Source organism: Amycolatopsis sp. NPDC004625, from assembly GCF_040609695.1.
Lineage (GTDB): Bacteria > Actinomycetota > Actinomycetes > Mycobacteriales > Pseudonocardiaceae > Amycolatopsis.
In genome coordinates this window covers 41,709-65,732 of the sequence record NZ_JBEXKX010000033.1, presented here as the reverse complement: position 1 = coordinate 65,732, position 24,024 = coordinate 41,709, and the positions used below count along the sequence as shown (strand labels likewise).

The 24,024-nt window shown below is 72.7% G+C and carries 21 protein-coding genes; 8 read left to right on the top strand and 13 right to left on the bottom strand.

Translation table 11 applies throughout. The features are described 5' to 3' along the window. Positions 1–2: 2 nt before the first annotated feature. Both gap and ABZW17_RS31590 read right to left on the bottom strand, forming a co-directional pair. Positions 3–1,007, bottom strand: coding sequence for a type I glyceraldehyde-3-phosphate dehydrogenase (gene gap, locus ABZW17_RS31595; protein ID WP_354822402.1), 1,005 nt, complete (start codon positions 1,005–1,007; stop codon positions 3–5). A gap of 433 nt (positions 1,008–1,440) precedes the next feature. Beyond that, positions 1,441–2,622 carry a winged helix DNA-binding domain-containing protein gene (locus ABZW17_RS31590; protein ID WP_354822400.1) on the bottom strand — a complete coding sequence of 394 codons (1,182 nt, stop codon included), beginning with the start codon at positions 2,620–2,622 and terminating at the stop codon, positions 1,441–1,443. 72 nt (positions 2,623–2,694) lie between these two features. Here ABZW17_RS31590 and ABZW17_RS31585 point away from each other — a divergent pair, with 72 nt between their 5' ends. Continuing rightward, complete coding sequence (locus ABZW17_RS31585) at positions 2,695–3,339, top strand: LysE family translocator (protein ID WP_354822398.1); 645 nt, start codon at positions 2,695–2,697, stop codon at positions 3,337–3,339. Here the strand turns inward: ABZW17_RS31585 and ABZW17_RS31580 are convergent. From ABZW17_RS31580 to ABZW17_RS31560, 5 genes are read right to left on the bottom strand one after another with little or no spacing between them, the layout of a single operon-like run. Beyond that, positions 3,320–3,646 carry a helix-turn-helix domain-containing protein gene (locus ABZW17_RS31580; RefSeq protein ID WP_354822396.1) on the bottom strand — a complete coding sequence of 109 codons (327 nt, stop codon included), beginning with the start codon at positions 3,644–3,646 and terminating at the stop codon, positions 3,320–3,322. The genes ABZW17_RS31585 and ABZW17_RS31580 overlap by 20 nt on opposite strands. After that, positions 3,643–4,422, bottom strand: a complete 780-nt coding sequence (locus ABZW17_RS31575) for a TIGR03620 family F420-dependent LLM class oxidoreductase (RefSeq protein ID WP_354822394.1) — start codon at positions 4,420–4,422, stop codon at positions 3,643–3,645. The genes ABZW17_RS31580 and ABZW17_RS31575 overlap by 4 nt, the downstream gene beginning before the upstream one ends. Positions 4,423–4,460: 38 nt before the next feature. Next, positions 4,461–8,921 (bottom strand): hypothetical protein, encoded by a 4,461-nt coding sequence (locus tag ABZW17_RS31570; protein ID WP_354822392.1) that lies wholly within the window; start codon positions 8,919–8,921, stop codon positions 4,461–4,463. Between the two features lie 11 nt (positions 8,922–8,932). After that, positions 8,933–9,733, bottom strand: coding sequence for a hypothetical protein (locus ABZW17_RS31565; protein WP_354822390.1), 801 nt, complete (start codon positions 9,731–9,733; stop codon positions 8,933–8,935). Then, the gene (locus ABZW17_RS31560) at positions 9,733–11,208 is read right to left on the bottom strand and encodes a hypothetical protein (protein WP_354822388.1); all 1,476 of its coding nucleotides are present in this window, start codon (positions 11,206–11,208) and stop codon (positions 9,733–9,735) included. Before ABZW17_RS31560 ends, ABZW17_RS31565 begins: the two co-directional genes overlap by 1 nt. A gap of 62 nt (positions 11,209–11,270) precedes the next feature. Between ABZW17_RS31560 and ABZW17_RS31555 the strand changes: the two genes are divergently transcribed. From ABZW17_RS31555 to ABZW17_RS31545, 3 genes are all read left to right on the top strand, one after another. Further along, positions 11,271–11,708 (top strand): PPOX class F420-dependent oxidoreductase, encoded by a 438-nt coding sequence (locus tag ABZW17_RS31555; RefSeq protein ID WP_354822386.1) that lies wholly within the window; start codon positions 11,271–11,273, stop codon positions 11,706–11,708. A 38-nt stretch (positions 11,709–11,746) separates the two neighbouring features. Further along, positions 11,747–12,580 carry a coproporphyrinogen III oxidase gene (locus tag ABZW17_RS31550; RefSeq protein ID WP_354822384.1) on the top strand — a complete coding sequence of 278 codons (834 nt, stop codon included), beginning with the start codon at positions 11,747–11,749 and terminating at the stop codon, positions 12,578–12,580. Positions 12,581–13,037: 457 nt separating this feature from the next. Beyond that, complete coding sequence (locus ABZW17_RS31545; RefSeq protein ID WP_354822382.1) at positions 13,038–15,602, top strand: PQQ-dependent sugar dehydrogenase; 2,565 nt, start codon at positions 13,038–13,040, stop codon at positions 15,600–15,602. 48 nt (positions 15,603–15,650) lie between these two features. On the opposite strand, the gene ABZW17_RS31540 is transcribed toward ABZW17_RS31545, so the two are convergent. Then, positions 15,651–16,019 (bottom strand): hypothetical protein, encoded by a 369-nt coding sequence (locus ABZW17_RS31540; RefSeq protein ID WP_354822380.1) that lies wholly within the window; start codon positions 16,017–16,019, stop codon positions 15,651–15,653. Between the two features lie 160 nt (positions 16,020–16,179). Here ABZW17_RS31540 and ABZW17_RS31535 point away from each other — a divergent pair, with 160 nt between their 5' ends. After that, a complete protein-coding gene (locus ABZW17_RS31535; RefSeq protein ID WP_354822378.1) occupies positions 16,180–17,307 on the top strand; it encodes a hypothetical protein in 1,128 nt (375 codons plus the stop codon). Here the strand turns inward: ABZW17_RS31535 and ABZW17_RS31530 are convergent. Continuing rightward, entirely contained in the window at positions 17,282–17,890 is a 609-nt protein-coding gene (locus ABZW17_RS31530; RefSeq protein WP_354822376.1) for a TetR/AcrR family transcriptional regulator, read from the bottom strand. The two genes, ABZW17_RS31535 and ABZW17_RS31530, sit on opposite strands and share 26 nt — an antisense overlap. A gap of 69 nt (positions 17,891–17,959) precedes the next feature. Between ABZW17_RS31530 and ABZW17_RS31525 the strand changes: the two genes are divergently transcribed. Continuing rightward, positions 17,960–18,820 (top strand): sterol desaturase family protein, encoded by an 861-nt coding sequence (locus tag ABZW17_RS31525; protein ID WP_354822374.1) that lies wholly within the window; start codon positions 17,960–17,962, stop codon positions 18,818–18,820. Here the strand turns inward: ABZW17_RS31525 and ABZW17_RS31520 are convergent. Beyond that, on the bottom strand, positions 18,817–19,776 hold the full coding sequence (locus ABZW17_RS31520; protein WP_354822372.1) for a glucosyl-3-phosphoglycerate synthase: 960 nt from the start codon (positions 19,774–19,776) through the stop codon (positions 18,817–18,819). The two genes, ABZW17_RS31525 and ABZW17_RS31520, sit on opposite strands and share 4 nt — an antisense overlap. Positions 19,777–19,920: 144 nt before the next feature. Here ABZW17_RS31520 and ABZW17_RS31515 point away from each other — a divergent pair, with 144 nt between their 5' ends. Beyond that, entirely contained in the window at positions 19,921–20,328 is a 408-nt protein-coding gene (locus ABZW17_RS31515; RefSeq protein ID WP_354822370.1) for a DUF6086 family protein, read from the top strand. Next, positions 20,325–21,182, top strand: a complete 858-nt coding sequence (locus tag ABZW17_RS31510) for a hypothetical protein (RefSeq protein ID WP_354822368.1) — start codon at positions 20,325–20,327, stop codon at positions 21,180–21,182. The genes ABZW17_RS31515 and ABZW17_RS31510 overlap by 4 nt, the downstream gene beginning before the upstream one ends. On the opposite strand, the gene whiA is transcribed toward ABZW17_RS31510, so the two are convergent. Genes whiA through rapZ form a run of 3 tightly spaced genes read right to left on the bottom strand, consistent with a single transcriptional unit; the run spans position 21,148 to position 23,985 of the window. Then, on the bottom strand, positions 21,148–22,140 hold the full coding sequence (whiA, locus tag ABZW17_RS31505; protein WP_033262813.1) for a DNA-binding protein WhiA: 993 nt from the start codon (positions 22,138–22,140) through the stop codon (positions 21,148–21,150). The genes ABZW17_RS31510 and whiA overlap by 35 nt on opposite strands. Continuing rightward, positions 22,140–23,126 carry a uridine diphosphate-N-acetylglucosamine-binding protein YvcK gene (gene yvcK / locus ABZW17_RS31500; RefSeq protein WP_354822504.1) on the bottom strand — a complete coding sequence of 329 codons (987 nt, stop codon included), beginning with the start codon at positions 23,124–23,126 and terminating at the stop codon, positions 22,140–22,142. Before yvcK ends, whiA begins: the two co-directional genes overlap by 1 nt. A gap of 1 nt (position 23,127) precedes the next feature. Further along, entirely contained in the window at positions 23,128–23,985 is an 858-nt protein-coding gene (gene rapZ / locus ABZW17_RS31495) for an RNase adapter RapZ (protein ID WP_003101350.1), read from the bottom strand. Positions 23,986–24,024: the final 39 nt, after the last annotated feature.

Sequence of the window (24,024 nt, the reverse complement as noted above, 5' to 3'; positions counted from 1 at the left end):
GTTCAGGACAGCTTCGAACCGACGAGGGTGATCAGGTCGGCGAGGCGGTTGGAGTAGCCCCACTCGTTGTCGTACCAGCCGACGACCTTGACCTGGTTGCCGATGACCTTGGTCAGCGGCGCGTCGTAGATGCAGGACGCCGGGTCGGTGACGATGTCGGCCGACACGATCGGGTCGTCCGAGTAGCGCAGGATGCCGGCCAGCGGGCCCTCGGCGGCGGCCTTGTAGGCGGCGTTGATCTCCTCGACCGTGGCGGCCTTGGAGAGGGTGACCGTGAGGTCGGTGGCCGAGCCGGTCGGGATCGGGACGCGCAGCGCGTAGCCGTCCAGCTTGCCCTGCAGCTCCGGCAGGACCAGGCCGATGGCCTTGGCGGCACCGGTCGAGGTCGGGACGACGTTCAGGGCGGCGGCGCGGGCGCGGCGCAGGTCCTTGTGCGGGGCGTCCTGCAGGTTCTGGTCCTGCGTGTAGGCGTGGACCGTGGTCATCAGGCCCTGTTCGATGCCGAAGGCGTCGTGGAGGACCTTGGCCAGCGGGCCGAGGCAGTTGGTGGTGCAGGAAGCGTTCGAGATGATGACCTGCGAGCCGTCGTACTTGTCGTCGTTGACGCCGAGGACGACGGTCAGGTCCTCGCCCTTGGCGGGCGCGGAGATGATGACCTTCTTGGCCCCGCCCGCGATGTGCGCCTTGGCGGCGTCGGCGTTGGTGAAGAAGCCGGTCGACTCGAGGACGACGTCGACGTTCAGCTCGCCCCAGGGCAGGTTGGCCGGGTCGCGCTCGGCGAGGGCCTTGATGGTCTTGCCGTCGACGACGATGCCCTCGTCGCTGACGCTGACCTCACCCGGGAACCGGCCCAGGATGGAGTCGTACTTCAGCAGGTGGGCCATGGTGGCGACGTCGCCGAGGTCGTTGAAGGCGACGACCTCGATGTCCTGGCCGCTGGCCTGCACGGCGCGGAAGAAGTTGCGGCCGATGCGGCCGAAGCCGTTGACACCTACGCGAACGGTCACTGCTGCCACTCCTCTGAGGATCGGCCGGCACTCCGGCCGTGACTTGCGGGCTCGCGGCCACCCTAGCGTGCGGGCATGCGCGTCCCTGACTGCCCTGACGAGACTTCCACCACTTGGCGAACGGGTCAAGAATCGATTAAGAAGCGACGCCGCTCCGGAGCGTTCCGGCCGGGTGGACCACGGCGGACCGGCGGCGGTCGCCGGTCCGGGTGCCGGGACCGGTTCCGGCTGATCAAACCGGGTGCCACACCCAGGCCCTCGCCGGACACGGGAGCGCCCTTGACCGATTCAGCCGAACGGGCGCCCGGAACCGCTCCGAAGGCCCTCGACGACGTGGCGACCCGAAGGAGGTGAGGTCGATGACTCGACCGATCCAGCGACCGTCCCGCGGCCGGAGCCCCACCCCCGGGTGGCCGTCCCGCCATCGCGTCCCTCATCCGGCCAGCTCCCGTTCCAGCGGTGTCCGGAACCGCGGCACCGCGCGCACCTCGCCGAACCACTCCGCGCACTTCCCGGCCTCCGCCTCGATCGCCGCCTCCGTCTCCGCGCCGACCTCCTCCAGCACGCGGTAGGCGATCTCCCCCGACGGGCGCTGCGCCCAGCCGCCGACCACCTTCCCGGACGCCCAGACCGTCGGGCCGACGTTGCCGCTGCGGTCGAACAGGGCCGCCCGGTGGGGGCCGAGGAACCAGTCGCGGTCCTGCCAGCCCATCGGGGTCGGGTCCAGGGCCGGGAGGAACGCCACCCACGGCGGCGGGGCCGGCACCGGGTCGAGGTCGTCCGCCAGGACCACGCCGGGCGAGCCGTCGAGGTCGACCTCCACCGGCGACAGCGCCGCCAGGGCCTTCTTGGTCTGGCCCGCCGTCCAGCCCGTCCACCAGCGCAGGTCCGCGACCGGGGCCGGGCCGTACGCGCGCAGCCAGCGCCGGGCCAGCTCCACCCGGGCCGCCTCCGGCTCCCACGCGCGCAGCCCGCCGCGGACCCACTCGTCCAGGGGCTGCCAGACGTACTGCGTGCTGGTCCAGCCGCCGCGGGGCCGGCCACGCGCGATGCGGCCGCCCGCGGCGAGCAGGAACAGCACGCGGCTCGTCACGGTGCCGATCGCCTCGTACGGCTTGCCCGCCGCCATCAGCAGCTGCTGGCGCAGCCGCGGCTCGTCCTCGCTCAGCTGCTGCGCCGTCGCCGAACCGCGGGCCCGCAGCGCCGCCTCGACCGACGCCTCGACCTCCTTCAGCCAGGTGGCCGGTTCCGGGACGTTCTCCGGGTACCCCTGCTGCGCGAGGTGCTGCTCGAGGAGTTTCCGCTGCTTCACGAGGATGTCCGCGGAGCAGCCCGCCTGCACGAGCGCGGCCGTCTCCAGGTCCGTGACGAACACCGTGCGGCGCATCCCCAGCAGGCGCAGCAGCGAACGCTCGTCGTAGAGCGCCCGCTCGACGTCGGGCACCGCGGGGCCGGCGAGCCGCGCCGACGCCGACAGGTGGACGGTCGCCGGGTCGGTGGCGTGCAGCGCGACGACCCCGGCGACGGCGTCCGGCACCGAGGCCGCGGGGGCGGCCAGGTGGTGGCGGACGGCGAGGCGGGCCCGGCGCTGGTCGGTGCTGATCTTCGGAGGCACCCGCTTTTCCTACCACCCGCCACCGACAAAACCCGCTCGTCACCGCGGCCGGCCAGGGGATAGCCTCGCGCAATGGTCTCCGGTGCGCACCTCGCGGCCTTCGCCGCGCTGACGTTCCTCATGGTCGTCGTCCCCGGGCCGAGCGTGCTGTTCACGATCAGCCGCGCGCTCACGGTCGGCCGGCGCGACGCCCTGCTCACCGTCCTCGGCAACGCCACGGGCGTGTACACGCAGGTGGTCGCGGTGGCGTTCGGGCTCGGCGCGCTCGTGACGACGTCGGCGGCGGTGTTCACCGCGATCAAGGTCGCCGGCGCGCTCTACCTGGTGTACCTGGGAATCCAGGCCGTCCGGCACCGCCGGAGGCTGACCGACGCGATGGCCGCGAAGGTGCGTGCGACGCCCGGTCGTGTGCTGACCGTGCTGCGCGACGGGTTCGTCGTCGGCTTCGCGAACCCGAAGTCGATCGTGTTCCTCGCCGCGCTGCTGCCCCAGTTCGTCGACCCGGCCGCCGGGTCGGTGCCCGCGCAGATGCTCGTCCTCGGCCTGTGCCTGCCCGCGATCGCGCTGGCCACCGACAGCGCGTGGGCGCTGGTCGCCGGCACCGCACGCGCGTGGTTCGCGCGCTCGCCGAAGCGCCTCGAGCTGGTCGGCGGCACCGGCGGCCTGGTGATGATCGGCCTGGGCACCGGGCTGGCCTTCACCGGCCGGGGTGACTGAGCACCAGGTCGAGCAACCCCGGGAAGGCCGCGTCGAATTCGGGACGGCGCAGGCGGTTCAGCCGCCGCGGGCCGTCGTCGCGCTGTTCGATCAGGCCCGCCGCGCGCAGCACCCCGAAGTGGTGGCTGAGCGTCGCCTTCGCCACCGGCAGGTCGAACGTGCCGCACGCCTTCGTCCACTCCGGCACGGCGGCGAGCTCGCGCAGGATGCCGCGACGCACCGGGTCGGCAACCGCGGCCAAGGCGTCCTGCAGCGAAACGGCCGCCGGGGGCGCGTGCGTCAGCCCCCGCGACCGCGCCGACGTCACCGGACCGCCTCGGCGAGCCCCGCCCACCACTCCCGCGGCAGGCCGTCGAGCGGGACGACCACCTGGTCCGCGCCCGCGGCCCGGTACTCCCGCAGCCGCGCGACGATCCCGTCGAAGTCACCCCAGACCGTGAGGCCGTCGACCAGCCGGTCGGACCGGTCCGCGATGTCCGCGCCGGTGAAGCCCATCCGGCGGAAGTTGGCCGCGTAGCCCGGCATCCCGGCCAGGAACCCGAGCGAACCGCCGCGCACGATCTCGCGCACGCGAGCCACGTCGGTCTCCGCGACCACGCTCAGCAGCACCGCCAGCTGCCGGTCCGCGCCCAGGATTTCCCGCGCCGAAGCGACGTAGTCGGTCGTCACCAGGTACGGGTACGCGCCCGACGCGCGGTCGCGGGAAAGCTCGAGCATCCGCGGCCCGAGCGCCGAGAGGATCCGCGCGGACGGTGGCACGACGTCCTCGATCTCGTCGAGGTAGTCGCCGAGCGTGGCCAGCGGACGCGGGCCGTGCGCCCCGCCCAGGCCGACCACGAACCGGCCCGCGGGCAGCTGCGCGTACGCCTCGGAAACGGCCGCCGACGGCACCCGGTCCACCGACAGGATCCCGCTCGCCACCCGGATCCGCGAGGTGCCGCGGACGACCTCGGCGATCCGCGGCAGGGCGTTCCCCTGGCCGCCGGCCAGCCAGAGCGTGTCGTAGCCGAGCTCCTCCAGCTCGGCCGCCACGGCGGTGTCCAGCGCGGTGTGGGTGGCCCCCAGCGGCCCCAGGTTCGTCATGCGCCCGGCAACCACGGAACCGCCGGGGATGTTCCCGGTCAGGCCGGTTGTTCGTCCTCGGCGGAATCGGCCGCGTCTCCGGCCGCCCGGGTGAACATCCGGGTCGCCGAAAGGCGTGCGACGCCGTCGGGCTCGCCCAGGTCGTCCAGGGAGGTGCGGATCGTCGAGTCCACCGACAGGTACTTGCGGCCCGCGCGCAGGTCGGCGTCGTTGCGCAGCCGCACGATGAGCGGGAACTCCGACAGCGCGCCCGCGTCGAACAGGCCCGTCGTGTAGATCAGCTGCACGCCGAGCGCCTCGGCCACCGCCCGCTGCAGTTCCAGGAGGTACCCGGCCGACGCGCGGCCGATCGGGTTGTCCAGGAACAGCACGCCCGAGTGCCGGTTGCGGACCTTGCCGCGGTTGTTGGCGCGCAACGCGGCGAGCGTGCAGTAGAGGATGATCGCCGCGGTCAGCTGCTGGCCGCCGGAAAACACGTCGCGGATCTCCGAGACGCGCTGGCGTTCGGTGCGCAGCACCGAGTCCGGCTTGAGCATGTCGACGCGGAAGCCCTTGGGCGCCGCGGCCCGGACCCCGCGCAGCACCAGGGAAAGCCCGTCGCGCTTGACGTCGCGGCCGTCGGCCGTCTTGCCCACGGCGGCCTCGTCGACGACCTCGCCGAGCTTCTCCGTGAGCGCGTTGTCCTCCAGATCGGTGAAGCGGATGCGGAGGAACTCCTGCCCGGACCAGTCGCCGAGGCCGTCCGGCAGCCGGGAGACGCGCTGGGCCGACCGCAGCGTCCGGAGCGCGCCGTCGACCATCCCCTGCAGGCGGGTGATGATGCCGCCGCGGTGCCGGTCGATCTGGGCGAGGTCGTCGGTGAGCGACCGCAGGCGCGGCCGCAGCGCTTCGGCCCACTCGCCGGCGTGTGCCGGGAGCTGGTCGCGCTTGACCGAGATGACCTGCTGGCGCACCGGCGTGCTCAGCTTCTCGAACCGCTTTTCCGTCGCGTACTGCGCCAGCTGGTCCGCGGCCGCGCGCACCCGCCGGTCGCCGGCGTCGGCGGCTTCCTGCGCTTGCCCCAGGGTGGCGTTCAGCCGGGTGTGCTGGGCGCGCGCGGTCTCGACGTCGCCGTCGTAGGCGGCCGCGTCGGTGTCGGTGACCAGGTGCCCCATCGACTCCGCGAGCAGCGAGAAGCCCGAGGCGGAACTGCGCGCGGACTCCAGCGTCGCTTCCGCCGCCGCCCGGCGTTCCTGCAGCTCTTCCCACTTGCGCGCGGCGGCCGACGCCTCCAGCCCGGCCGCGTCGATCAGCTCCAGGCCGTGCTCGATGTCCCGCGGCTTCTCGCCGTTGACGCCGTTCTGCAGCGGCAGCGCGTCCAGTTCCGCGCGCCGCGTCGAGACCAGCCCGATCGCTTCGGTGCGCTCGTCTTCGAGGCCGTCGACGACCCGGCGGGCGCGGGCCAGCGCGGCCGCACGCGCCGAAGCGTCGGAGCCGTCCGGCGTCTCCAGGAGTTCGGCCGCGCGGACCCGGACGGCTTCGTCCATGGACTCGACGGCCGACCCCGCGGCGGCTTCGGCGGACTCGGCCTGGTCCAGCTCGCTCCGCAGGTCGCTGCCGACCTCCACCTTCGCGTAGGCGTCGGACGCCGACGCGAAGGTCCGGCGCAGCGCGTCGACCGGTTCGGACGGCGCCGGGCCGTCGGCGGCGTCGGCCGCGCCCGGCACTTCGGCCAGCTCGGCCCGCGCGGTGGTCGCGGTCCGGCGGTGGCCGTCGGCGGTGCGCTGCTCCTCCCCCGCCTGCTCGCGCAGCCGCGCGGCCTTGCCCGCCGCGTCGGACGCCTGGAGGTCGGCCCGCTCGGCGATCTCGGTCGCCCGCTCGGCTTCCTCGGTCCACTCCGCGATCCGCGCGCTGCGGACGCCCAGCTCGCCGAGCCGCCGGGCCTTCTCCTCGGCCTCCGCGGCCGCCGCCCGCAGCTCCGGGACGCGCTCGCGCAGCGACACGGCCTTCTCGCTCAACCGCGCGAACTCCGCCTCGGCCTGCGCCAGCGCCGTTCGCGCGGTCTCCCGCGCGGTGCGCGCCGCCTGGGCCTGCTCGGCCAGGGTCGCGATCGCGCCCGGCGGGTAGTCCTCGCGCCACGTCGTGAGCTTCCACGTCAGGGCGCCGTCCGCGGACAGCTTGGCGGACAACGCCTCCAGGCGCCGCTGCCGCTCGGTGTGCCGCCGCGCCACGGCTTCCCGCTCGGCGTCGGCGGCTTCTTCGTCGTACATCGCGGGGTTCGGCGGCACGAGGAACTCGACGCCGGGCGCGGACGGCACCTCGGCCTGCAGCGCCTCGGTCGTGCCGACGGCGATGATCGCGCTCGGCAGCAGCCGCCGCTTCGTCAGCACCTCGCGGGCGCGATCGGCGTGCGAGGCGTCGTTCAGCAGCACACCGGACACCAGCTGCGGCAGGGTTTCCAGCACCTCGGCGCGCCGCGAAGCGTCCAATTTAGACAGATAGCGCCAGCCGGACCACGCGGTGATCCCGGCTTCTTCCAGGGCGTCGAGCGCCGCCTGGACGTCCTCGGGCGGCGGCAGCAGCCCACCGGACCCCAGCGCGGCCAGGGCCCGCTCGTCCGCGGACTCCTCCATCCGCAGCGCCGTCTGCTCCTTCTCGACGGCCGCACTCGCCTCGCGCAGCCGTTCCAGCAGGACCGGGAGGTCGCTTTCCAGGGCGACGTCGTCGGCGCCGAGCAGCTCGACCAGGCGGCTTTCGGCGGCGAGGGCGTCGGTCCGGCGGTGGGCGCGGTCGAGGTCCTCGGTGGCGCGTTCCAGGCGGTCCTGGGTGGTGCCCGCGAGCTGGTGCGCCTCGTTCACGGCCCGTTGCGCCGCTTGGAGATCCGTCCCGGCGCGGTCCAGTTCCTGTTCGCGCCGGGCCAGCTCGGCGGAAGCGGATTCGGCTGCGGCACGAGCAGCGCGCGAAGCTTCGGCGACGTCGGCGCCCGCAGGCAGCAACCCGGCGCGGACGGCGGCCTGGACCTCTTCGCGCAGCTCGGTGATCCGCGTGGTCAGGCCCCGCGCTTCGGCCCGGCGGGCGGCCGCGAGGTTCGCGGCCTCATCGCGCTCGGTCTGCGCCTTCTCCGCTTCGGCACGCAACGCGCCCGCGTGCGCTTCGGCCTTGTCGGCCTGACGCTGGGCGTCCTGGGCCAGCGCGTGCAACCCGCGTGCCAGCGCCGAAGCAGCGTCGTTGCGGGCCTTCAGGGCCGGACGCGCCTTCTCTTCACGGCTGCCGACGAGCTCACGCAGGTCCTTCGCCTTGCGCGCCGCGTTCAGGGAGTTGAGCACGGTCGCCGTCTCGCGCCACGCCTCCGCCTCGGTCTTGGCCGCGGCCAGCTCGGCGTCGACGCGCTTGCGGGCCGCCTGGGCCTCGTCCAGGCGCAGCACCGCGACCAGGCGGCGCAGCTCGGTGACGGCCGCGGCGAGCCGCCGGTGGTCTCCCTCGGCGAGCTTCTCCGCGGACTTGACCTCGGTGACGTGGTCTTCGAGGCCGGACAGCCGCGCGTTTTCGAGTTCGTTGCGCGCGACGACCCGCCCGGCCAGGGAAGCCATGTCGGCCTTCGCGGACTCCGCGATCTTCCGCGACTCCGCGGCGACGCCTTCCTCGGCCGCGAGGGGCCCCAGCAGGTCCAGGGCACCCGCGACGAAATCGCGTTCCGACAGCAGATCGCCGCGCTGCGCCAGGTTGTGCGCGTAGGTCGAGACGACTTCGGCGAGGTCCTTCGGCTCGTCCTCGGAGATGACCGCGCGCAGCAGGAATTCGACGAACGCGTCGTCGGTGCCGAAGGCGAACGCGTCCGCCGCTTCGCCTTCGCCCGCGTTCATCGCGCGCTGGTAGCGGAACAGCTCGGTGTCGAGACCGAGGCTGTCGAGGCGGCCGGTCCACTCGTGGTGACGGCGGGTCCAGGACAGTTCCAGCTCGGGTTCGGCCAGCTGGGCCGCGGCGAGCTTGTCGTGGAAGGCGGACATGGTGAGCAGCCGGCCGTCCTGCGTCATCGGCAGCGATTCCAGGCCCAGCGCGGCGGTCGGGCGGAAGCAGTACCAGGAGTCGGCGAGGTTCTCGGAGTCGGCGGACACCACGTGCCCGCGCCACTCCGACACCTTGCCGGTGATGATCCGGTGCCCGCTCTCGACGTGCAGCCACTCCAGCACGACGTGCGAGACGTCCTTGGCCGCGACGAACTTCTCGAGCACCTTCGTGCTGGTGGTGCCGACGACCTGGCGGCGGCCGGGCAGCATCACCGAGAAGATCAGCTTGATGAGCACGGACTTGCCGCCGCCGTTCTCCAGGAACAGCACGCTGGCCGGCGACGGGCGGCGCAGCTCGGCCGGGCCGGTCGCGTGGATGCCGGCGCTGAACAGCGCGTCCTGCTGGGGCGCGGTGATCTTGGCGCCGACGCCGCTGAAGTCGAGGACGACGTCCTGGTAGCGGGCACCCGCCGGGCCCACCGAGTGCAGGCGGACCCGCGAAAGCTCGTACATCTACTCCCCTTTTACAGCGTGTCCGACGAGGTCGCGCGCAGCGTGCCCCCGGCGCTCGCGACGGCCACGACGTCGAGGGACAGGAGGTCGTCGAAGGCGGCGTCGGCGGCGAGTTCGCGGACCTGGATCTGGTAGCGCGGCGTGGTCCGGTAGGTGCCGCCCTGCTCGTCGCTCACCGGGACCAGGAAGCCCTGGTCGGCGAGGAAGCGCAGGGCGCGGCTGACCATGCCGCGGGTGGTGTCGGCGGCCAGCCGGCCGTCTTTCGTGGCCGCCGCGGCCGGGCGCCTCGTATAAGCGCGCCACGCCTGCTCCAGCTCGGGCGCGTCGGCCAGGGGGTCGTTGTTGGCCTCGGCCGCCGCGGCGCGTTCGTCGAGCATCCGCGCGGCTTCGCGGACCATCGCGTCGACCTGTTCGACGCTGACGCGGCCGATGTAGGTGTCGTTGGCGAGGTCGTCCGGACGCGGGTAGCCGAGCGCGGCGGTGGCGAGGTGGATGAGGCCGTGCAGGACCTTCTCGGTCTCGCGGCGCTCACGGATCTTGGCCTGGCGGGCGTAGGAGTCCATCTTGATCTCGAACACGGACTCGTCGGTGGCCGCCAGGACCGCGCCGGCCTGCTGGTTGACCTCGAGGATCATCAGGCCGAGCCCGGCCGCGACGGCGTGGGTGAGCGCCTTGAACGCGTTGTCCTCGCCGTAGCGGCGGACCAGGTCGCCGTAGACGACGTCACGCGCGGGAAGCTGCTTCGGCCGCATGCCGAAAGCGACCAGCCGGGCCGCGGCCTCGGCGTCCACGCTGCTGTGGGACAGCGCCATTACGCGACTTCCTCTTCTTCGTCGGCCCGCTCGACGGCGGCGGTGGACAGGAGCAGGTCGGCGCCGCCGAACTCCGGGTCGTCGAGCAGCGTGCCGTCGTCGACGGCGAGCAGCACCTGGCGGTCGCCCTGGCGGCGGGCCGCGCCGACCCCGGGACTGTAGGCGTGGACCGCGCGCAGCGCGACCAGGGCGGCGAGCCCGGGTTGCCGGCTGCGGCGGGCCTCTTCGAGCAGCCCGGACAGCCGCCGCGGCACCTCCGGCAGGTCGAGGAGCTCGTCGGCGGCGCGCCAGACGTCGTCGCCGAAGCGATCCGTCGTTTCCGCGGGCATGAGCTCCGGTTCGGGGATTTCCCCGACCAGGTGGTCGCGTTCCGGGGCCGGGCGCAGCAGCAGCGAGACGAGCGAAGACAGCGACGGCACGACCGGCGCGGTGATGCCCGCGACGGCGTGGAAGAAGTGCTCGGCCGGGGCGACGGCGTCGGCCAGCGGCAGGCCGAGGGTGGGCACGAGGAGCTGGCCGAACAGGTCGATCGTGGCGCGCTGCGGCGGGCCGGAGAACTGCTGGCGGTCCTGTTCGGCGCGGAACACCGCGCCCGCGTCGGCGAGCCGGGACTGCAGGCGGGTGTGGCGGCGGATGCAGTCGCCGACGATGTCGACGAGCTCGGCGGCGCGGCGCTTCCGGTCGAGGTCCTCGGTTTCGTCGCGGGCCGTGGTGATGTTCTTGAGGATCGCGTTCTCGGCGCGGAACCGGGCCTCGATGTGGCTCAGTGCGCTGTCGAGCAGCTCCGGGACCTCGCGTTCCCAGTCGACCGAGCGGACGTCCCGGCGGGTCGCGTCGAGCTTCGCCCGCAGCGTCTCGCCGTACTGGACGGTCCGGTAGCGGGCCTGCTCGGCGGCCAGCTTGGCGTCGGCCAGACGACCCCGCGCAATCAGGTTCTCGAGCTTGACCTCGGCGGCGATCTGCGCGGACTCGACGTCGGTGTCGAGCGCGCCGACCAGGACGTTGATGGCCTCGTCCGTGGCCCGCAGGTAGACCTCACCGTCGCGGGCGGCCAGCTCGACCAGCAGCTTGAAGTCGAACTGGCGCCGCTGGTAGCCGCCCGGCCCGATCGAGCCGTAGACGCGCCGGAAGCCGCGGTCGGTGGTGCCGACGTTGATCAGGTTGTCCAGCACCCACTTGGCCACCCGGACGTGTTCTTCGGGCATCCGCGACGGCGCCTGCTGGGCGATGAACGGCAGCAGCCGGTCGATGACCTCGTCGTGGCCGGCGCCGGTGTCGAAGTCCATCGCGATGGTGACCTGGTCGATCGTGTGCAGCGCGATCTCGGCCATCTGGTAGATCGTGGCGTCCGCCCAGTCGAGCTTCGCCTTGCGCGCGTCCAGGTCGTGCAGCGGCGCGGTGCAGGCCAGCGCCTTGAGGCGGCGCGTCAGCCCCTCGTCGGCCAGGCCCGGTGTCCCGGTCTCGTCGTCTCGCACAGCAGGCCAGGCTAGTCGGCCACCCTCTGCGCACGCTCGGGTGACGGGCTAACGTCCTCCCTATGCGTGAGATGAGCCGTGAAGAGTGGTGGAAGTTCGCCTCCGAGGGGACCCGGACCGGCATGCTCGGCCTGGTCAGGGCCAACGGCGCCCCGATCGTGACGCCGATCTGGTTCCTGCTGAACGAGGGCCCGGACGGCGACGAGCTGATCTTCACCACCGGCACCGAGACGCTCAAGGGCAAGGCCATCGCCCGCGACGGGCGCATCTCGCTGGCCGTCGACGACCAGAAGCCGCCGTTCTCCTACGTCCAGTTCACCGCCGAGGCGCGGCTCACCCACGACCTGGACGACCTGCTCGCGTGGGCGACCAAGCTGGGCGGCCGGTACATGGGCGCCGGGCAGGCCGAGGCGTACGGCAAGCGCAACGCCGTCCCGGAGGAATCCCTCGTCCGGGCGAAGATCACCAAGGTGATCGCGCGGGCGGACATCGCCGGCTGACCCCGTTTCGCTGGTAATCTGGCCCCGGGGGTGGGGGTATGCCTTCAGGGGACAGACGCGACGCCGCCAGGGCGATCGTCAGCGCGGGACAGCGTGAGCTGGTGGCCGAGCTGGAACGGCTCGACGGCGGCGCGCGTTTCGGCCGGTCGGGCCGCACCCGGCGGCTGGAGAACGGGGACGTCTTCGAACGCGCGGTCGTCAGCGCGGCCTTCTCGGACGAATTCTTCGCGGCCGGCCTGTCGGTCGTGCTCCACCCGCGCAACCCGTACGTCCCGGCCCTCCAAGCCCACTTCCGCTACCGCGAAACGGCGGACGCGTGGTGGTTCGGCGGCAGCGTCGACCTCCTCCCCTGCTACGGCTTCGCCGCGGACGCGACGCATTTCCACCGGGCGCTGAAGAACTACTGCGCCACGCTCGACCCGGCCTTCCACGCGCAGGCCAAACGGGCGTGCGACGACCGGTTCCGCCTCCCCCACCGCGACGAGGCCCGCGGAATCGGCGGCATCGCCTTCGACCACCTGCGCCTCCCCGGCCCGGACGGCTGGCGGCGCACGGCGGCGTTCGCCGCGGCGGGCATCGCCACGATCGCCCCGGCGTACTTCCCGATCGTGCGCCGGCGCAAGGACCTCCCCCACGGCGAACGCGAGCGGCAGTGGCAGCTCTACCGCCGCGGCCGGTACGTGGAGTTCACCCTCGTCCACGACGCGGCGACCGCGGTGCAGGCCGACGCGGAAGCGATCCTGATGGCCCTGCCACCACTGGCGCGGTGGGAAGCGGAGTTCACGCCCGAGCCGGGGAGCGCCGAGGCGGAACTGGCGTCGTTCCTGATCCCGCGCGACTGGGCGGCCGAAACCCCGGTGACGGCAGGCTGACCTCCGCTCCGGAGAGGGCCGCCATTCGGATATCCCCCATCCGGTCCACACCTGCGGCAATCCCGCGCCCGCCCCTCGGCGAACGCGCCGCGACCCTTCTCGAAACACGCTGGCGCGGCGGGAGGCGGAGCTCACGCCGGACCCGGGAAGCGGAGTTCACGCCGGACCCGGGAAGCGCCGAGGCGGAGTTGGCGTCGTTCCTGATCCCGCGCGACTGGGCGGCCGAAACCCCGGTGACGGCAGGCTGACGTTCCGCCGTCCGGGCGCACGCGCCCCGCTGAGCGGGAAACCGTTGGCACGGTGGGTGACCCGGCATGTCGAGTATTGACAGGGCCCGCTCCCAGGGTGTGTGATCTGTCCCATAGATAGGAAACTTTCCTAACTATCGCCGCCGGTGGTCCGCCGACCATTCCGCCCCGGTCACCCCCTGTCCCCCCGACAACGCAGGAGGCTCCCAGTGGCACCCCGTCCACCGTGGCGCGCGGTACTGGCCGGTACCGCCGTCGCGGCGCTCGGTCTCACCGCGGTCAGCCCGGTAAACGCTTTCGCGGCCGATACCGACTACGAGTCCGAGAACGCCACCATCGTCCAGGGCGCGGTCGAGTCGAACCACGCCGGTTACTCCGGCACCGGCTTCGTCAACTTCGACAACGTCGCCGGCAGCTACGTCGAATACTCCGTGAACGCCGCGCAGGCGGGCACGCACACGCTGACCTTCCGCTACGCCAACGGAACCGCCGACAACCGGCCGGTCAAGCTGACCGTCGACGGCGGCGACAAGGGCACCGTCGACTTCCCCGCCACCGGCGCGTGGACCACCTGGAAGACCGTCACCGCGACCGTCCAGCTGACCGCCGGCGTCAACAAGGTCCGGACCACCGCGACCACCGCCAACGGCGGCCCGAACGCCGACAAGCTCACCGACACCTTCACCGCGCCGGTCGACCCCGAACCGCCGTCGGCGCCGTCGAACCTCAAGGCGAGCAACATCCTCCCCACCGCGGCCACCTTCACCTGGACCGCCGCGACGGACAACGTCGGCGTCGTCCGCTACGAGATCAACCGCGGCGGCAACATCCTCAAGACCGTCGACGGGAACACCACGAGCGCGACCGTCGACAACCTGACCCCGAACACCGCCTACGACATCTCCGTCGGCGCGTACGACGCGGCCGGGAACCCGTCGCAGCAGAGCAACGTCGTCACCTTCACCACGCCGCAGAGCAACGACACCACGCCGCCCAGCGTGCCGGGCAGCCTGCGCGCCACCGGCGTCACCGCGAACAGCGTCTCCCTGGCGTGGAACGCTTCCACGGACAACGGCGGCACCATCGCCGGCTACGACGTCTACCAGGGCGCCACGAAGGTCGCGACCACGACGTCCCTGAGCACGACGGTCACCGACCTCAACCCGAACACCTCCTACACGTTCACCGTGAAGGCCCGCGATCCCGACGGCAACACCTCGGCCGCGAGCAACGCCGTCACGGCGAAGACCAGCGCCCCGGGCGGCGCCGGGGGCATCCCGGAGTACGACAAGGACATCGCGAAGGTCGACCTCGCCTGGTCGGTGGACTTCCTGCCCAACGGCAACGCGCTGGTGACCGAGCGGGACCGGTTCGAGGTCCTGCTGGTGACGCTGTCCGGCCAGAAGACCACCCTGGGCAAGGTGCCGGGCGCGGTCGGCACCAACGGCGAAGGCGGCCTCCTCGGCCTGGCGATCTCGCCGAACTGGGCGAGCGACCACGCGATCTACCTCTACCACACGGCATCCGGCGACAACCGGATCGTGAAGATGACCTACGACGGCAGCACGCTGTCCTCGACGTCGACGCCGGTGCTGACCGGGATCGCGAAGAACCGCTACCACAACGGCGGCCGGCTCAAGTTCGGCCCGGACGGCAAGCTCTACGCCACCGTCGGCGACGCCAAGAACAGCGACAACGCGCAGAACAAGAGCTCGCTCAACGGCAAGATCCTGCGGCTCAACCCGGACGGCTCGGCGCCGAGCGACAACCCGTTCTACGCCACCGGCGGCAACGCCCGGTACGTCTGGAGCTACGGCCACCGCAACCCGCAGGGCCTGGCCTGGGACTCCCGCGGCCAGCTGTGGGCGGCGGAGTTCGGTGAGAGCAGCCAGGACGAACTGAACCTGATCCAGAAGGGCGGCAACTACGGCTGGCCGAGCTGCGAAGGCACGCAGGGCAGCTGCAGCGGCTACATCGCCCCGAAGAAGACCTGGCCGACTTCGCAGGCCGGGCCGAGCGGGCTGGAGATCGTCAACGACTGGATCTACATCGCCGGCGTCACCGGCGAGCAGCTGTTCGCCACCCAGATCAACGCGGCCGGCACCGGTGTCGGCACGGTGTCGACGCTGTTCTCCGGCCGCTGGGGCCGGCTGCGGTCGGTCACCAAGACCCCGGACGGCGGGCTCTGGCTCACCTCGACGAACAACGACAAGAACGGCGGCACGCCGTCGGTGCTGGACAACGTGATCGTGCGGCTGAAGTTCCCCGGCGGCAGCACACCGAGCGGGTTCAAGCTGACCAGCTCCGCCTTCGCCGACAACGCCACCATCCCGGACAAGTACACCTGCGCCGGGGACGGCACGGCGGGCCAGGACCCGTCGCCGCCGCTCGGGTGGGGTGCCGCCGACGGCGCGAAGGGCTACGCCATCGTGTTCGCCGACGTCGCCAACAGCGGCAACAAGCTGCACTGGGCGATCTGGGACGTCCCGGCTTCGGGCCGTTCCCTCCCCGAGGGTCTCGGCGCGGGGTACACGGTGCCGGACCAGGGTGGCGCGAAACAGAAGGCCATGGGCAGCGGGGCGAACGCGCAGAAGTTCTTCGGCCCCTGCCCGGGCGGCTCGAGCCACCCGTACACGTTCACGCTCTACGCCCTGAACACCGCGACGGTCCCCGGCCTGTCGTCGTCCTCGACGATGGCCCAGATCGAAACGGCGATCAAGGGCGCGTCGACGGCGAACGTGGTGCTGCGCGGCAAGTCCAGCGCGGCCGCCTGAAAGCCGCGGCAGGGGTGACCGGAGCGGCGCCGGTCACCCCTGCCGCCCTTACTGCGTCCCCGCGACCCGGCGCAGGTGCGCGTCGACGTCGAAGCCGTGTTCCTCCAGCCGGCGGCGGGCCAGCAGGAGCTCGTCGGGGGTGAACAGCTCGGCGTACTCCTCGCGCAGCATGACCGCCTCGGAGCTGCGGCCGAGCTGGTTCTTCTCCCAGAGCACGGTGAACCCGCCGGCGGTGCCGGCCCCGCGCAGCAGCAGCCGGGCCGCTTCGACGCCGCCGTGTTCGCGCACCATGCGTTCGAACTGGGCGGGCCGGTAGCCGTAATCCTTCGCGAGAACCCGGCATCCGTCGAGCAGATCCTCGGTGAACCGCGCGGCGAGCCGAGGATCGGCCGGAACGGATGCGACTGGTTCGGGCATGGGACACCTCTCGACGGACGGCTTCCCTGATTAATCGCGGATCGGACCGGTTTCGCTACGCCGTTCGGGGAACGAATTCGCGGCGAACACTCTCCGTGTCACAATATCGGACAAAACGGCCTAATCGAAACTGTCGGTACCCTCTGCCATGCTGACCGCCATGCGAACCGTGGTCCACGGCGACGTTCACGTCCACTATGGACAGATCTACGTCCACGACGAGCTCGGCGCGCCGTTCGAGGGCGACCTGGCCGCGTGTTTCACCGGGCAGCGCAACGGGCTGTGCGGCGCCGCGGTGCCCGGGCACCTGTTCCTCATCACCGGGCTGCACACCGGCGACGTCGGCTTCACCGCCGAGGTGCACGAAACCGAGCCGCCGGACAGCGGCGCGGAGGACGTCGTCGAGGCGTCCTTCCACGCCGGAGGCCGGGCCGTGCTGGTCACCTGGGGCGGGGAGCACTGGTGGGACCTCGAGCTGGCCCCCGGCGACTACCGCGTCCGCTACGGCGGCACGGCGATGGACGCCGGCCGCGAGCGCGACACCCGGCTCGGCCGCGAGCCCCGGCAGGACAGCTACCTGCTGCAGTTCTGGCCCGCGCCGCCGGCTCCGGACGCCGTCGTCCGCGAAACGAGCGCGATCGCGGCGTACTGGCACGGGTTCGCCCGGGACCTGCCCCCGCCGCCGACCGCCGAAGAGCTCGCCCAGCGGGAAGAGGCGCGCCGGCAAGCCGAGGAGGCGGCGCGGGCGAAGGCGCGGGACGAGCGGCTGCTCCGGGAATGGGGTGGCGTGCTCCCGAGCCCGCCGGTCCTCGCCCTGCCGCCGGGCTCGCTGCGGCAGTTCGCCAAGCTCGACCGGGAACTGGTGGACGCGGCGCTCGCCGCCGGTCCCGCGGTCCGGCGCGCGCTCGCCCGCCGGGTGGCCCACCTCGCGTTCGCCCGGGCCGGGCTCGACGGGGTCGGCTGGATCGCCGCGGGCCTGCGCGCGCTCGACGAAGGGGGTCCGCTGCCCCCGCCGTTCGACGACCGGACCGCGGCGTGGGACCGGCTGCTGTCCGACCCGGCGGTCCCGCACACGCTGGTGCGCACGCCGGACGGGCGCCACGACAACGCGCTGCAGCAGGCGATGGCGTTCCCGGCGATCTTCTCCGCGGTCCACGAGGACGAGTCGGAGGCGTTGGGGCAGGCGTTGTCGGCGGCTCGTCACGCCTACGGCGACGACCGGGCCGAGTTGCCGGCGGAGGTGCGTGCGGCGCTGGCGGAGCTCACCAGCCGAACAGACCGCCCATGATCCGGGCGCACCGGGCCGTCATCGCCGCGGCGTCCTCGCCCGGGCGGTCGATCCACCAGCTGATCAGCGAGTCGACCACGCCCGTCCACACCTGCGCGACGGCTTCGATGTCGACCGGGTCGGCCAGCCCGCGCGACGTCAGCAGCTGGGTCGCGCCCAGCACCGCGAAGGTGTCGAGGCGACGCCGGTAGTCCGCGGCCGCGGCGGCGATGTCCCCGGTGGCCGGCACCGTCGGGTCGCGCAGGAGGCGCCAGGCGTAGCGGTCGTGGTCGAACGTCGTGAAGATCGCCGCGAGGACCTTCAGCGGCATCTGGTCGGGCTCGCCCCCGGCGGCCATGGTCGTCGCGACGCCCTCGGTGAGCCGGTCGCCCGCGCGGTGCAGGCAGGCCAGGTAGAGCCCGTCCTTCGAGCCGAAGTACTGGTACAGCAGCGGTTTGGTGACCCCGACCCGGCGCGCGATCTCCACCATGGACGCGCCCGCGTACCCGGCCCGGCCGAACTCCTCGGTGCCGGCCACGACGAGCTGCGCCTCGCGCTCTTCGCGGGGCATCCCCTTGGTGCCGACCGGCCTTGACTCCGTCACACGCGAGAGCCTACCGTGCGTAAAGTGACCCTTGGGTAAGTTACCGTCAGGTCAGATGAAGGAGGCGGCGTGGCCGAGTTCCTGGCGCACCTGCGCGACCCCGTGCTGTTCGCGGTTCCGGTGTTCCTGCTGTTCGTGACGATCGAAATCGTGGCCGTGCACGTGCTCGGCCACGACGACAACGTGGTCGGCTACAGCGTCGCCGACACCCGCACGAGCATGCTGATGGGCACGGTGGCGGTCGGCGTGAACGCGCTGTTCCGGCTGGTGATGCTGGTCGTGTTCGCGGCGCTGTTCGAGCTGGCGCCGGTGCGGTTCGACCCGCGCGACTGGTGGACGTGGGTGCTGATGCTGCTCGGCCAGGAGCTGGTGTTCTACGCGTACCACCGGGCCAGCCACCGCGTGCGGCTGCTGTGGGCCGGGCACCAGGTGCACCACTCGAGCGAGCACTACAACTTCTCGACGGCGCTGCGCCAGAAGTGGACGCCGTACTTCCAGCTGCCGTTCTGGTCGGTGCTGGCGCTGTGTGGGATCCCGCCGTGGATGATCCTGACGGGCCTGTCGATAGACCTGGTCTACCAGTTCTTCGTGCACACGGAGAAGGTCGCCAAGCTGCCGCGCTGGTTCGAGTACGTGTTCAACACCCCGTCCCACCACCGCGTCCACCACGGCAGCGACGCGGAGTACCTGGACGCCAACTACGGCGGGATCCTGATCGTCTGGGACCGCCTGTTCGGCAGTTTCGTGCCCGAGGGCCGCCGCCCGACGTACGGGCTGACGAAGAACATCGGCACGTACAACCTGCTGCACGTGGGTTTCCACGAGTACGGCTCGATCCTGCGCGACCTGCGCGGGGCGCGGTCGTGGCGGGAGCGGGCGGGGTACGTGTTCGGGCCGCCCGGCTGGCAGCCCGAACACGTCGCCGCCTAAGCCGTGTGCCGGAGGGCGAGCCTGCTCAGGGGCGGGCGCTCCGGGGACGTCAGGTCGGTCAGCACCAGTTCGCGGTCGATGCCGTCCGAAGTCCCGCGCCGGAACTGCGCGAGCAGCGTGGCCGGCGGGATCGCCGTGACCAGGCGGCCGTAGCGCTCCAGGCGGTCGAAGAGCGTCTGCATGATCTGGCCCGACATCCGCCCCAGCGCCTGCGTGCTCTGGTGGCGGTGCACGCGGTGGCCGAGGTCGACCTGGGCGAGTGCGTCGAGGCCGCGCAGCTCCAGCAGGTCGATCAGGTGCCCGATCTCGACACCGTAGTTCGCGACGAACGGGATGCTCTCCAGCACCTCGCGGCGGCCCGCGTACTCGCCGGCGAGGGGCTGGACGAAGCCCGCCAGCTCCGGCCAGAACATGTTGAGCAGCGGCCGGGCGACGAGCTCGGTGACCCGGCCGCCGCCGTCCGCCTCCGCGCCCAGCGGGCGGTGGTAGAACCCCTTGACGTAGGCGACCGACGGGTCGGTGAGCAGCGGGCCGAGCAGCCCGGTGACGTAGTCCGTGGTGAAGTCGTGGAGGTCGCCGTCGACGAAGACGACCAGGTCGCCGCTCGTGGCCGCGACCCCCTTCCACAGCGCTTCGCCCTTGCCCGCCAGGCCGCCCAGCGCGGGGAAGACGGCGTCCTGCGCGACGACGTCCGCCCCCGCGGCCGCGGCCACCTCGGCGGTGGCGTCGGTGGAGTGGCTGTCGACGACGAGGATCTCGTCGACGAGCACCCCGTGGAGGTCCTCGCGGATGGCGGTCACGATCGCGCCGACGGTGGCTTCCTCGTCGCGGGCCGGGATGACCACGGACACCGTGGTCCCGCGCTTGGCGGCGACGAGGTCCCCGATCGTCCAGTCCCCCGCCCGGCTGCTGCGCCGGGTGAGCCAGGTGCCGATCTCCGGCGAAACCTGCAGCATGCGTTTCCCCTTCCCTCGTTCCCTCCCGAGGTTCGGGGCGCCGCGTTTCGGCCGCCGTCCCGCGGTGCTACCGGGGTGTTACGAGATGGCGGGCCGCGTTAAACCGGCTGACGGCCCGCGCACCACGGCCTAGGGTCGGCGCCGATGAGCCAGTACTTCAGCATCGACGGCACCGGCGTCTGGAACCCGTCCACCGGGCCCGGGACGCTCTTCGTGCACCTCGCCGCGGCATTCGTCCCGCTCGGCGGGCCCCACGGGATCGGCACCACGCCCGGCGATCCCGACGCCCACCCGATCGACGGTGCCGTCTTCGCGGCGTTCGCCGACACGCTCGTCGCCGAATGCCGCGCGACGTCGCACCCGATCCAGCGGGCGCTGCTCGAAGGGTTCGTGGCGACCGCGGCGGTCCTGGCCCGGCGCGGCGGGCTCGCCCTGCCGGCGCTCGACGGACCGGCCGGCCGCTCGCCGCGGGACATCCCGGGCGGCGGGGCGGCCGGGCCGGACCGGCTCGCCGAGCTGGTCGCCGAGTACGAACGGGCGATGCCGGTGTGACCGAAGCGATCCGGCCGTTCCGCTGGGACCTCGTGCGCCCCGACCACCTCGGCTCCCTGCTCGACGGCGTTCCCGAGCCCGACCTGTGGTTCCTCGACGACCTCATCGACTGCGCCGCGAAAGTGGTCGCGCGATCGGAGGACGGCGAACTGCACTTCGTCGGCCGGTCCGCGGACTCCGTCTTCGACCTGCTCGGCGGCGCCCTGCCGGACCCGGAACGGCTGCACCTGCTGCCGCTGTCCACCGCCTTGGTGGACAGCGGGCTCGGCGGCCGCCTCCACCCGGCCGAAGTGCGGCAGCTGCGGGCCAACCTGGCCGCGCACGGCCTGCACCCGGCCGGGCTTTCCCGCGGCTCGCGGCCGATCGCCTTCGCCGACGTCGTGTCCACCGGCCGGACGCTCGAGCAGCTGCTCGGCTTCCTGCGCGACTGGGCCGCCGACGAGCGGGCCGACTGGCCGGCGATCCTGCGCCGGATCCGGGTCGTCGGCCTGACGCGGCGCACGCACACCAGTCCGAACACCCACCGGTGGCAGCAGCACGCGGACTGGGCGCGGGACGTGCCGATCCGGAACGTCTCCGTCGAATCCGCGCTGTTCAGCTACCTCGCCGACCACCAGCACAAGCTGACGCCGTCGTTCGGCCGGTACCGGTGGGCGGACGAGGAGGTCCGCCGCCCCGGCCACGACCACCGGACCCGCCGGGCCCTGGCCGAAGCGGTGGCGATCGCCGAGGCCGGGCGGACCGCGGTCGTTCGCGAGAAGCTGGTCCGGGTGCTGGAGCGCGAACCCGCGATCGCCGAGCCGTGGCTGCGGGACCTCGTCAGGCGTCTTCCTCTTCGAGCATCTCCGGCGTGACCGCGGACTCCGTGTCCGGGATGCCGAGGTCCTTCGCGCGCTTGTCCGCCATCGCCAGCAGGCGCCGGATGCGGCCCGCCACCGCGTCCTTCGTCATCTGGGGATCCGAAAGCTGGCCCAGCTCCTCCAGGGACGCCTGACGGTTGGACAGCCGGAGCCGGCCCGCCGCCAGCAGGTGGTCCGGGGCCGTGTCGCCGAGGATCTCCAGCGCCCGCTCCACCCGGGCCGCCGCCGCCACCGCCGCGCGGGCCGAGCGGCGCAGGTTCGCGTCGTCGAAGTTGGCCAGGCGGTTCGCCGTCGCGCGGACTTCGCGGCGCATCCGGCGCTCTTCCCACTGCAGGACGCTCGCGTGCGCGCCGAGGCGCGTCAGCAGCGCGCCGATCGCGTCACCGTCGCGGACGACCACGCGGTCCGCGCCACGCACCTCGCGGGACTTCGCCTGGATGCCCATCCGGCGCGCCGCACCCACCAGCGCCAACGCCGCTTCGGGGCCGGGGCACGTCACCTCGAGCGACGACGAACGGCCCGGCTCGGTCAGCGACCCGTGGGCGAGGAACGCGCCCCGCCACGCCGCTTCCGCGTCGGCCACTCCCCCGGACACCACGGCCGCCGGCAGCCCGCGCACCGGGCGGCCGCGCTGGTCGATCAGCCCGGTCTGGCGGGCCAGGCCCTCGCCGTCCTTCACCACGCGCACCACGTACCGGGTGCCCTTGCGCAGCCCGCCGCTGGCGGTGATCACGTGGACGTCCGAATGGTGGCCGTACAGCTCGTGGATCTCCTTGCGCAGCCGTCGCGCGACCGAGCCCGTGTCCAGCTCCGCCTCCACGACCACCCGGCCGGCCACGATGTGCAGCCCGCCCGCGAAGCGAAGCAGCGACGCGACCTCCGCCCGGCGCGGCCCGATCTTCGTGATCTCCAGCCGGCTCAGCTCGTCCTTCACCGCGGCGGTCATCGCCATTACTGCCCCTCCCTGCCTTTCGCTCCTCCCCCGTGCTCCCCGCCGAGACCGAGAGCCTCCCGCATGCACAACGCGAGCGCATCAGGATCATGCCGTCCCGGTACTCCGGGGTCGGCCACCGCCCCCAGGTGTGCCCGGCCGCCCAGCCGTTCCGCCGCGCGGCGGAGATTCGCCGGGTCGGGCACGGAATCGCCGTCCGCGATCACCGCGTCGACCCGCAGATCGGGCGCGTGCTCGAAGAGTACGTCGAGGTGGCGCTCCGGGGAGAATCCCGCGGTTTCCCCCGGCTGGGGGACAAGGTTGAGCACGAGCACCTTCGTCGCGGTGGTTTTCACGAGCGCGTCGTGCAGGCCGGGCACCAGCAAGTGCGGGAGAACGCTGGTGAACCAGGAACCCGGACCGAGGAAGACGACGTCGGCGCCGAGCACCGCTTCCACCGCTTCCTCGCACGCCCGCGGCGGGCGCCCCGAGCCGCCCGGCGCGCGCAGGCTGACGCGCTGCACCTGACCGGGTGTCGACGCGACCGCGACCTGGCCGCGGATCGTGCGCAGCGCCGCCGGATCCTCGCTGTCCAGGCCGCTGACCTGGCCCTCGATCTCCAGCGGCTCCGGCGACATCGGCAGCACGCGGCCGGAGACGCCCATCAGCCGGCACGCTTCGTCGAGCGCGGCGACCGGGTCGCCGAGCACCTCGAACAGCCCGGCCAGCAGCAGGTTCCCCACCGCGTGCCCGGCCAGTGCGCCGTCGCCGCCGAAGCGGTGCTGGAAGACTTCGGCCCACAGCGTGCCGCCGTCCTCCGCGGCGAAGGCGGCGAACGCCTGCCGCAGGTCGCCCGGCGGCAGCAGCCCGAGTTCGCGCCGCAGCCGGCCGGACGATCCGCCGTCGTCGGCCACGGTCACGATCGCGGTGACGTCGGGGGTCACCCGCCGCACCGCGGACAACGTGGCGTGCAGCCCGTGGCCGCCCCCGAGGGCGACCGCGCGCACGTTATTCACGACCAAGGTCGCGGTGCACCACCTTCACGGCCATACCATCCTCTTTGGACAGACGCTGGGCGAGCTCGACCGAGAGCGCCACGCTGCGGTGCTTGCCGCCGGTGCAGCCGACGGCGAGCGTCAGGTACCGCTTGCCCTCGCGCTTGTAGCCGGCGCCGATCAGCCGCAGCAGCTGGTGGTAGCGGTCGAGGAACTCCTCGGCGCCCTCCTGCGAGAGGACGTAGTTGCGGACCTCGCCGTCGAGGCCCGTGTGTTCGCGCAGCTCCGGGATCCAGAACGGGTTCGGCAGGAACCGGACGTCCATCACCAGGTCGGCGTCCATCGGCAGGCCGTACTTGTAGCCGAAGGACAGCACGGTGACCCGGGTCTGGGTGCTCGCTTCGGAGCCGAACGCGTCTTCGATCTTGGCCCGCAGGTCGTGCACCGACAGCGACGACGTGTCGAGCACCAGGTCGGCTTCCTCGCGCAGCGGCTCCAGCAGCGTCCGCTCCGCCGTGATGCCGTCGGCGAGCCGGCCGTCGCCCTGCATCGGGTGCCCGCGCCGGACGGCCTCGAAGCGGCGCACCAGCACCGCGTCGGTCGCCTCCAGGAACAGCACGCGCGGCTTGTAGCCCCGCGCGTCGAGGTCCTTGATGACCGAGGCGAGGTCGTCGGTGAACGCGCGCGAACGCACGTCCATCACCACGGCCACCTTCGTGATCGCGCCGCGCGCCTGCGCGCCCAGCTCGACCATGGTGGCGATCAGTTCCGGGGGCAGGTTGTCGACGACGAACCAGCCCAGGTCCTCCAGGCACTTGGCCGCGGTGCTGCGGCCGGCGCCGGAGAGCCCGGACACGACCGCGACCTCCATGCCGGACCCGCGGATCTCTTCTTGCGCACTCACTGTCTT

Excerpts from the sequence above, each read along its gene's own strand:
- ABZW17_RS31585 (WP_354822398.1), top strand. The coding sequence starts at position 2,695 with ATGGTCTCCGGTGCGCACCTCGCGGCCTTCGCCGCGCTGACGTTCCTC.
- ABZW17_RS31575 (WP_354822394.1), bottom strand. The coding sequence starts at position 4,422 with ATGACGAACCTGGGGCCGCTGGGGGCCACCCACACCGCGCTGGACACC.
- ABZW17_RS31570 (WP_354822392.1), bottom strand. The coding sequence starts at position 8,921 with ATGTACGAGCTTTCGCGGGTCCGCCTGCACTCGGTGGGCCCGGCGGGT.
- ABZW17_RS31565 (WP_354822390.1), bottom strand. The coding sequence starts at position 9,733 with ATGGCGCTGTCCCACAGCAGCGTGGACGCCGAGGCCGCGGCCCGGCTG.
- ABZW17_RS31555 (WP_354822386.1), top strand. The coding sequence starts at position 11,271 with ATGCGTGAGATGAGCCGTGAAGAGTGGTGGAAGTTCGCCTCCGAGGGG.
- ABZW17_RS31550 (WP_354822384.1), top strand. The coding sequence starts at position 11,747 with ATGCCTTCAGGGGACAGACGCGACGCCGCCAGGGCGATCGTCAGCGCG.
- ABZW17_RS31540 (WP_354822380.1), bottom strand. The coding sequence starts at position 16,019 with ATGCCCGAACCAGTCGCATCCGTTCCGGCCGATCCTCGGCTCGCCGCG.
- ABZW17_RS31535 (WP_354822378.1), top strand. The coding sequence starts at position 16,180 with ATGCGAACCGTGGTCCACGGCGACGTTCACGTCCACTATGGACAGATC.
- ABZW17_RS31520 (WP_354822372.1), bottom strand. The coding sequence starts at position 19,776 with ATGCTGCAGGTTTCGCCGGAGATCGGCACCTGGCTCACCCGGCGCAGC.
- ABZW17_RS31515 (WP_354822370.1), top strand. The coding sequence starts at position 19,921 with ATGAGCCAGTACTTCAGCATCGACGGCACCGGCGTCTGGAACCCGTCC.
- whiA (WP_033262813.1), bottom strand. The coding sequence starts at position 22,140 with ATGGCGATGACCGCCGCGGTGAAGGACGAGCTGAGCCGGCTGGAGATC.
- rapZ (WP_003101350.1), bottom strand. The coding sequence starts at position 23,985 with ATGGAGGTCGCGGTCGTGTCCGGGCTCTCCGGCGCCGGCCGCAGCACC.